Source organism: Pontibacter sp. HJ8, assembly GCF_054824225.1.
Genome location: NZ_JSYF01000086.1, coordinates 1 through 8010 on the forward strand (window position 1 = coordinate 1; position 8010 = coordinate 8010).

Annotated in this window: 7 protein-coding genes; 2 read left to right on the forward strand and 5 right to left on the reverse strand. The window is 50.6% G+C overall.

Annotated features, from left to right (window positions below):
- Positions 1–2196: S9 family peptidase (locus OB13_RS05290; RefSeq protein ID WP_461489106.1), on the reverse strand; the 2196-nt coding region annotated here is incomplete at its 3' end.
- Between the two features lie 159 nt (positions 2197–2355).
- Here OB13_RS05290 and OB13_RS05295 point away from each other — a divergent pair.
- Positions 2356–2613 (forward strand): acyl-CoA-binding protein, encoded by a 258-nt coding sequence (locus OB13_RS05295; RefSeq protein WP_461489107.1) that lies wholly within the window; start codon positions 2356–2358, stop codon positions 2611–2613.
- Positions 2614–2675: 62 nt separating this feature from the next.
- Here the strand turns inward: OB13_RS05295 and OB13_RS05300 are convergent, their stop codons facing one another.
- From OB13_RS05300 to OB13_RS05315, 4 genes are all read right to left on the reverse strand, one after another.
- Positions 2676–3119 (reverse strand): putative signal transducing protein, encoded by a 444-nt coding sequence (locus OB13_RS05300; RefSeq protein ID WP_461489108.1) that lies wholly within the window; start codon positions 3117–3119, stop codon positions 2676–2678.
- Positions 3120–3141: 22 nt separating this feature from the next.
- A complete protein-coding gene (locus tag OB13_RS05305) occupies positions 3142–3366 on the reverse strand; it encodes a CDGSH iron-sulfur domain-containing protein (RefSeq protein ID WP_461489109.1) in 225 nt (74 codons plus the stop codon).
- Between the two features lie 142 nt (positions 3367–3508).
- Positions 3509–4312, reverse strand: coding sequence for a hypothetical protein (locus OB13_RS05310; protein WP_461489110.1), 804 nt, complete (start codon positions 4310–4312; stop codon positions 3509–3511).
- Between the two features lie 271 nt (positions 4313–4583).
- On the reverse strand, positions 4584–7022 hold the full coding sequence (locus OB13_RS05315) for a GAF domain-containing protein (protein ID WP_461489111.1): 2439 nt from the start codon (positions 7020–7022) through the stop codon (positions 4584–4586).
- Positions 7023–7269: 247 nt separating this feature from the next.
- Here OB13_RS05315 and OB13_RS05320 point away from each other — a divergent pair, with 247 nt between their 5' ends.
- Complete coding sequence (locus OB13_RS05320; protein ID WP_461489112.1) at positions 7270–7902, forward strand: hypothetical protein; 633 nt, start codon at positions 7270–7272, stop codon at positions 7900–7902.
- Positions 7903–8010 lie beyond the last annotated feature (108 nt).

Genomic DNA, 8010 nt, shown 5'->3' on the forward strand with positions numbered 1-8010 from the left:
GGCTATACCTGCCAGCTTTAAGAAGAAAGCGTATTGCAGGGCTGTCTCTTTGTAGGGCTGGAAACGGCCGGAGGCACCGCCGTGGCCTGCTTCCATGTTGGTCTGCAGGAGCAGCAGGTTGTCGTCGGTCTTCATCTCACGCAGCTTGGCTACCCACTTGGCTGGTTCAAAATACTGTACCTGGGAGTCATGCAGACCGGTCGTTACCAGCATGTTCGGGTATTCCTTGGCCTCTACATTGTCGTAGGGTGAGTAAGACAGCATGTAGTCGTAGTATTGCTTTTCAGCCGGGTTGCCCCATTCGTCAAACTCACCGGTAGTCAATGGAATGCTGGTGTCGAGCATGGTCGTTACCACGTCAACAAAGGGTACGGCGGCATGTACGCCTTCGTAGAGGTCCGGGCGCATGTTCACGACCGCACCCATCAGCAGACCTCCGGCACTGCCGCCCTGTGCAAACAGTTTGTCCGGATTCGTATACTTCTGCTGGATCAGGTACTCCGAGCAGGCGATGTAGTCGGTGAAGGTATTCTTCTTCTTGAGCATTTTTCCGTCCTCATACCACTGGCGCCCCATCTCCTGTCCGCCACGGATGTGGGCAATCGCATACACAAAACCCCTGTCGAGCAGGCTCAGGCGTACAGAACTGAAGCTTGGATTCATGGTGATGCCATACGAGCCGTATGCATACAATAGGGTAGGGTTGTTCCCGTCCAGTTTCAGCCCTTTGCGGTATACCAGTGAGATCGGAACCTTGGTGCCATCCTTAGCGGTGGCATAGATGCGCTTGGACTCGTAATTCTCTTTGTTGAAGTCTCCCACTACTTCCTGTTCTTTCAGCAGCGTTTTCTGCTTCGTTTCCATGTTGTAGTCGAAGGTAGAGCTGGGCGTGGTGAGGGAGCTATACACAAACCGCAGTACTTTGCTGTCAAAGTCCGGGTTAATGCTGATGCTGGCAGTATACGCCTCTTCCCCGAAGTCGACATAATAGTCGGTTTTAGGGTCATTCCACTTTTTGATGCGCAGCTGCGCCAGGCCGTTTTTGCGCTCCTGCAGCACCAGGTGGTCTTTGAAGATTTCGGTACCTTCCAGCAGCACATCCGCGCGATGCGGGATCACTTCCTTCCAGTTTTCCTTGGTGGTTTTGCCTACCGGCGTCTGCATCAGCTTAAAGTTGGTGGCCCCGTCCTTGTTGGTCCGGATGTAGAAGTTGTTGCCAAAATGGTCTACATCATACTCCAGTCCCCGCTCCCGAGGCTGAATGAGTTTAAAAGATTCCGCAGGCTTGGCCGCATCTACAAAGCGGTATTCCTGCGACAGGGTGCTGCTGGATCCGATGATAATGTATTTATCGGACTTGGTTTTGTAGACATACGTACTGAACGTTTCGTCTTTCTCGTGGTATACCTCTTTGTCCTGCGAGGTAGGGGTGCCCAGGGTATGGCTGAAGATCTTGAAAGAGCGCAGCGACGGGTCTTTCATGGTATAGAACACTGTCTTGTTGTCGTTGGCCCATACGGCTCCGCCCGTTGTATTCGGAATACGGTCGGGCAGCAGCTCACCCGTTTGCAGGTCCTTGAAGCGGAGGGTGTACTGGCGACGGCTTACGGTGTCTTCTCCAAAAGCCAGCAGCCTGTTGTTGAGGCTGACATTCAGGCCGGCAGGGGCGTAGTAACTTTTGCCTTCGGCGCGCTCATTGGCGTTGAGCATCACTTCTTCGGGGGCCTTCATCGAGCCTTTTCGGCGTGCAAAGATCGGGTACTCCTTGCCTGACTCGAAGCGGGTATAGTAGAAGTAGCCGTTCTTTTCGTAAGGCACTGATTCATCCGTCTGCTTGATGCGGCCTACGATTTCTTTGAAGAGTTTATCCTGCAGCGGCTCTGTATCTGCCATCACCTGCTTGGTATAGGCGTTTTCGGCATTGAGGTAGGCGATCACCTCCGGATTCTCGCGCTCATTCATCCAGTAATAGTTGTCGATGCGGGTGTCGCCGTGTGCTGTCAGTTCTTTGGGTTGCTTCTGGGCTACCGGCGGCTGCAGCGCTGCCGGCGTTGTAGTGGCGGCAGCGGTGGTTTGCTCAGCAGTTGTGTCTGCTAGGGCTGTCGTCGTATTGCTGCTGCTGCAGCCTGTACCCACCAACAGGCACATTGAGAGCAAGGCCGTACTGCCTGGTACTCCTGTTTTTAGTTTTGTCATAGGTTGCTGAATTGAAAATCTTGGAATCGCCGGAGCTCGTGTAAGCTCTTTCGAATACTAAAAATACTAAAAATGGTTATTAAACAAACTGAAATAAAAAGTTATGCATGCAGCGTATTTTTTTATACCTTGTTTACACAAACCAAATCACGATAGACTATGGCTACACAACAGGAATTTGAAAGTGCAGTAGAACGATCCAAAACACTGACAGAGCGCCCATCAAACGACGTGCTGCTACAGCTTTATGCGCTCTACAAGCAGGCCACCGAAGGAGATGTGAACACGGACCGTCCCGGAGGATTTGACTTCAAAAACATAGCCAAATGGGACGCCTGGGCCAATTTGAGGGGCAAAGACCAGGAGGAAGCTCAGGAGGAATACATACAGCTGGTAGATCGCCTGAAGAACCAGTAAAGAGAAGCCGGTTGCTTGCGTCTGGAAACATATCTAAAAAGGGAGCCACCATGGCTCCCTTTTTAGATATGTTTCCAGGTATAGCCGCAGTCATAGCAGGTATACCTGCGGTTGATGAAAGGCAACGGAAAGCCCAGCAGCAGATAGGAAAAGGAGAAGACAGACTTGGAAAATTTTTCCGCCGCAATGTGATCAGAGCCGCATTCGGGGCAAGTAGTCTCCTGCACCTGCTCCTGCATGGGCGGAGCGAACTCTATGTTGTCATCCAGAATGTATTCATTGGTGCCGCCCTGAATCCGGGCAAGCATAGCGCGCGCTTCCTGCTCATCGCCTTCTGTTACCCGGAGCTTTACGCCGCCCACTGCCACAGAGTACAAAGGCTGCGCCGCAATGATGTGCTCATCGCCCAGAAAGCAGGGGATACCCTCTGCTTCCAGTCTGCCTTTGAGGATATGGGCTTCCGTGGGATGGCTGAAAGTGGCAATGGTGATTAAGCGCTCTGCCATGGGTACGTACGTTTACCGGCTGTTACTGCTTCTTGGGTGGCAGGTCAAACGCCTGCGCGTCATGCTCAAAATGGCCTTTGTGTGAGCCATCGCAAAAGGGCTTGTTCTGTGACAGGCCGCAACGGCAAATGGATACCAGTTCGCGTCCGCCCAGGCCATACACGTTCCCTTCTTTATCTACTATCTCAAATTCGCCCTCTATTCTCAGCGATCCGTTGTTGTTTACTGTAATTTTTGTTTTTGACACGGTCTTATATTTTGTTCAAAACAAATATACTGCTTTCAGAGGATATATGGCCACTCCAAAAGCGGAAAGCTACGACTTAAGGCATAAAAAAAGCCTCCGGATTGCGTAAATCCGGAGGCTTTTGATAAGTACAGGCAGCTGCTTAGTTGCTATACATATACGTGAAGGTTTGGCTCTTGCCATTTGGGGAGGTCACCGTCTGGCTGATCGGATACCCGCGCTCATCATACTTGTACAGGTAGGAGTGCGTGTACGTTTTCTTGCTGTTGTGTACCACTGCCGTAGAACGGATCAGGTTGTTGGGGCTGCTGGCTGTGCCGGGCTCCGCAAACTCATGAAACGGGTTCTGGTTGGCATCAAACGAGTTGGTGGTGGTAGAGAAAAGCTTCGCAAGACCGGTCGCATCCACGATGTACTGCTTCTCCTGGCTGTAGTTGCCGTTCGGAAGTACTTCGTATTTTGTGAATGACTTCAGGACGCCTTCTTTGCCCTCTGTGCCTTCGTGCACCGATTTCTTGCTCAGTTTTTTTGCCGCGTCATACTCATAGGTAGCATAGGTGTTGTAGTCCGGCTTGCCATCTGTGAAGTAAGCAGTGTTTGTCTTGGAGAGTTCGCCCTTGTCGTTATAGGTATACACCTGCTCTGACATGATCGCCTGGCTTTTGCCAATGTAAGAAGTCGCTTTGACGAGGCGGCCTTTGTCGTCCCGCTCAAATTTCTCGAAGCTTTCGATCTCCCCCGACTCCTTGTCATAATGGTTGACCTGGGTTAGCTGTTTGCCTGCGAATCTGAAAGAGGTCACCTCGGAGGAGTCCATCATCACGTGCGAAAGTGCTCCCTTGTCAAAAGTAGGGTCCGCTTCATTCTGCTCACTCTTCTCACAAGAAGATAGTGCTACCACGCCAAAAAATAACATGGCGGGTAAAAAACTGTTTTTCAATTTCATTTGGCTAAAAGTTGAAATAGTGAAAAATTAAACCGACCGGTACGTTTCTCCGGCAGTCTCAGGTAGAACGCAGGTTTTTAGATAATAATTGCACTCAGTTAAATAAAATCTAATACAAGTACAGGTTTGAAAGAATCATGCAATATAAACAAAAACACAAAATACTGTAAATCAGTATTTTGTGTTGTGTTTAAGACTCATAAAAAAGTTACCTGTTTGTGTAAAGTACAATTTAAGCAGGATTGCACACCTGTTTGCCTGCGCTAATGTCTCAGTTTAAAGCGGCGGTTCTGGCAATAGTGAGCAACTCGTCGCCGGTGTCGATGTTGTGGCGCAGTTGATTCTGGAAGTTGATAGCGATCCGTAGCGCCTTCAGGCCTTGCACACCCTGCATTTCTTCCAGTTCCAGGTCTTCTACCTCGTCGTGGATGTAGCCTTCGGACTGCAGAAAATCAATATAGCGCTGGTACTCCGCGGCCTCGCGCGGTTGCGTGTACACGATCGCAATCTTACCGGGCTGCGTCAGGCGCTCATCGGTGCCCCGCAGCACGGCCTTGTCGATCCGCTTTTTGATGATCTCATAGCGGATGTTATCGGCCCCTTCTACGTCAAACTTCTTCTCATCCAGCCTGAACCGGATCGAAATCGGATTGCTGTGCACCAGGATCAGTTGGGTGATTTCGAGTGGGAGCTTAAGATTGGCGCGCAGCTTCTGGATGCGGCGGGCGATCTCACAGGTCAGCATGAGTTGCCACAGGCGCATGTTCTTGAGGTATAGCTGCTCAAAGTGCCCGTTATTGAGCAGCGAAGCGCCTATGTAAATGTTGTATTCCAGCCCGTCGGTTTTATACTTCTCAAAATAGTGCGGGAATATCTGCTGGGCCTTTTCTTCTTCCCTGTCCAGAAAATTGGAAATGGTATCGTTGATCAGGTATAGACTTTCTTCGTATGCCCGGCGCTTGTTGTACACAACGCCGTTGGGGTTATTGATCGCTTTGCGGTAAACATCGATCTGCTTTTTTGTAGACGGATATTTCTGCTCAAAATGATTGAACAGGGGCTCAATCTCTGTCCGGAGGAATTCCAGGACGGTGACTTCGTCGCCGGAAGCCAGTTCATGCACAATGCTCTGTGAGAACTTGTCGAGTTTGTATACCAGCTCATCCAGTATAGAAAGCGGGAGGTTGTCTTTGGCCGCCAGTATCACTTCTTTGGCATAGACCAGCTGGTCCAGTAAGTCTCCCTGTATGGCCTTGTTGCGCTCCACGGCAGAACTTCTGATATCCGATACGCCATAAAGCGGAAAAATGTCTTTGAACACGATCGGCTCGATCTCGGCACTCACGTTGCGTTCCACTTTGTCGAGCAGGTTGATAGCGGCCTGCGTAAAGCGCCACTCCACGATTGGATGTATCGCCGTATATTTTTCCTTGATGATGTTCTGGATACTGCTGCGCAGCTCCTCGAGCATGCGGTTCAGGGCCAGCGCAAACAGGGGCAGGATCTCCTTCAGTTTGATCGTAGACAGCGCATTGAGCTCGCCAGGTATAGGCGAAGCCAGTTCGAGCATCCCGATCGTTTTGCCCTCGTACTGCAGGGGGGCAATGATGAGGTTGCGTATACCGGCCTCCATCAGTTGCTTTTCCAGGTGTGTCGGGTCTTCGAACTGTTTGAGGTCATCGACCACAATGGTACTGCCCCGTTTGATGACCGGGTCGTAAATGGACTCGGTCACGTCCTGCATTTTGATGTCGCAGGTGTTGGTGAGCACCAGCCCGTTCCAGGTTTTGCGGGCGTAGTTGGTATCAAACTCATGCAGGGCCGGGCAGGACACCAGTCCGAGCCGGAGGCCGGGCAGGCCAAAGAGCACGCGCAGCTTCTGTTGCAGGCTCTCAAATCCCTCTTTGGTATTGACAGAGTCCTGATCGAGCAGGTCGTAACGCAGCGAAGAAATGGTCTCCTCGTTGGTCACATCCGTAAAATCGTAGATGGCAAAGCCACTGAACTCAAAGTTCTCCGGTGGCAACGTCTGCATCCAGAGGTCCAGGTTGTTGTAGCGGTTGATCAGGAAATTGATCTCCTGGGTGCTTAGTTTTTTGATGGGGCCTTTTGCCTTCACCTTCATGAACTTCAGGTCAATGCTGAGCTTGTAATTCCGCTCCAGCTTAGTGAATTTGTCCTTGATGGTAAAGATGAAAGGCTCATCCACGACAAAATTGGCATTGTAGAACTTCTCCAGGATCAGGGTATAGGCGGAAAGTGTTAGCCTGAAAAGCAGGGTTTTGAGGTCCAGGTTGAGTTTTTCGGTATAGTTTCCGCCTCCCAGCAGGTCGAGTTCCTCGAGGCGCGGTGTCGCATAAAAGCTGTCGAAGTGGAAAGGCAGCACCGTGGCGCGCAGATCATTCTCCCACAAGGCACTCGGGAAGATGTCCTCCATCAGGATGTCTACCGTGTTGATATACTTGTCGATTAGGGAGACGTCCTGGATAGGTTCGAGCAACTCCGGGTTCTGACGCAACAAACTGGCCAGCTCGTTTACACGGGACACGTTGCAGTTCGGGTCTGTCTTTATTTTATTTTCCCAGTAAGAGATGAGCGGTGAGAGGCTGAGCGTTGCCTTGAATGGAAAATGCTCGGCACTCAGTATGATCTCATCTCTATTTGAAATAGAAACAACGGTTTCGTGGAAGTTGCCTCTGCTGTTACTCATACAATACTTGGGTTTAGATAGGGGAAGAACGCAAACGGCACATTTCCCAGGTGCGGCGCGGGTAATTCAATATTACCTTCGTTGCATTAAACGTAAGCTACCCTAAAAAGATAGCAGGTAAACCCGACAGGGTGTGTTAAATAATTATTTCCTTGCCTAAACACAGCTACAGATGCCTGTTATGGCATAATATTTATGGCAGAGGTAAGTTAGAAGAATGAACCGAATACATTTACTACACCCAACCATGAAGAAAATTACCCAAGTAACCTTGATTTTACTGTTCTCTCTGCTAACGTTTGGCGTACAGGCGCAGTCCAAATCAAAACTGGAGCAGGACCTGGAAGACCTGCGGAACTGGATGAACCGCAAAGCCACTGAAGGCGACAGCATAACACGGGCTGAATGGCCTGCCGTAAAGGAAGAGTTTAAGGTCCGTAGCAAGAACCTGGAGCAGGGTTCCAACAAACTGACAGATCAGTCAAAGCAGGAGTACGGGGAACTGAAGAACCGTTATAGTCAGTGGGAGGCGCAGAACGAAGAGCGGCAGGGCCAGCCGCTGGACCGGGAGACGGCCGCCCGCTGGGAACGCAACCTGACAGGTACCGGCAACATACGGAACCTGAAAGCAGGCCAGATGCGCGATACGTATATCCGTTTTATGGATTCTGTCAGGGCCCAACGCACGAACTGGAGCCTGCGCGACTGGGACTATGCCGAGCACGTATACCTGGTGCTCAATGACCGGAGACAACAGGTGTTGGCAAACATGAACAACAGCGACAAGATTAAGGTGGCAGCCCTGCAGGTGGAGTTCAACACACTCCGCAAGAGCCGTGACGCAAAAGATATGTACAACAACATGCGCGAGCAGCGCTAAGGCTATACCTCTGAAACACAGCCGTAGTGCCTGTAATGAATTTAGCTGCAACAGCACCAAGAAGGTAGTAATTTATAAATAGCCTGACTTACATGTAAGTCAGGCTAT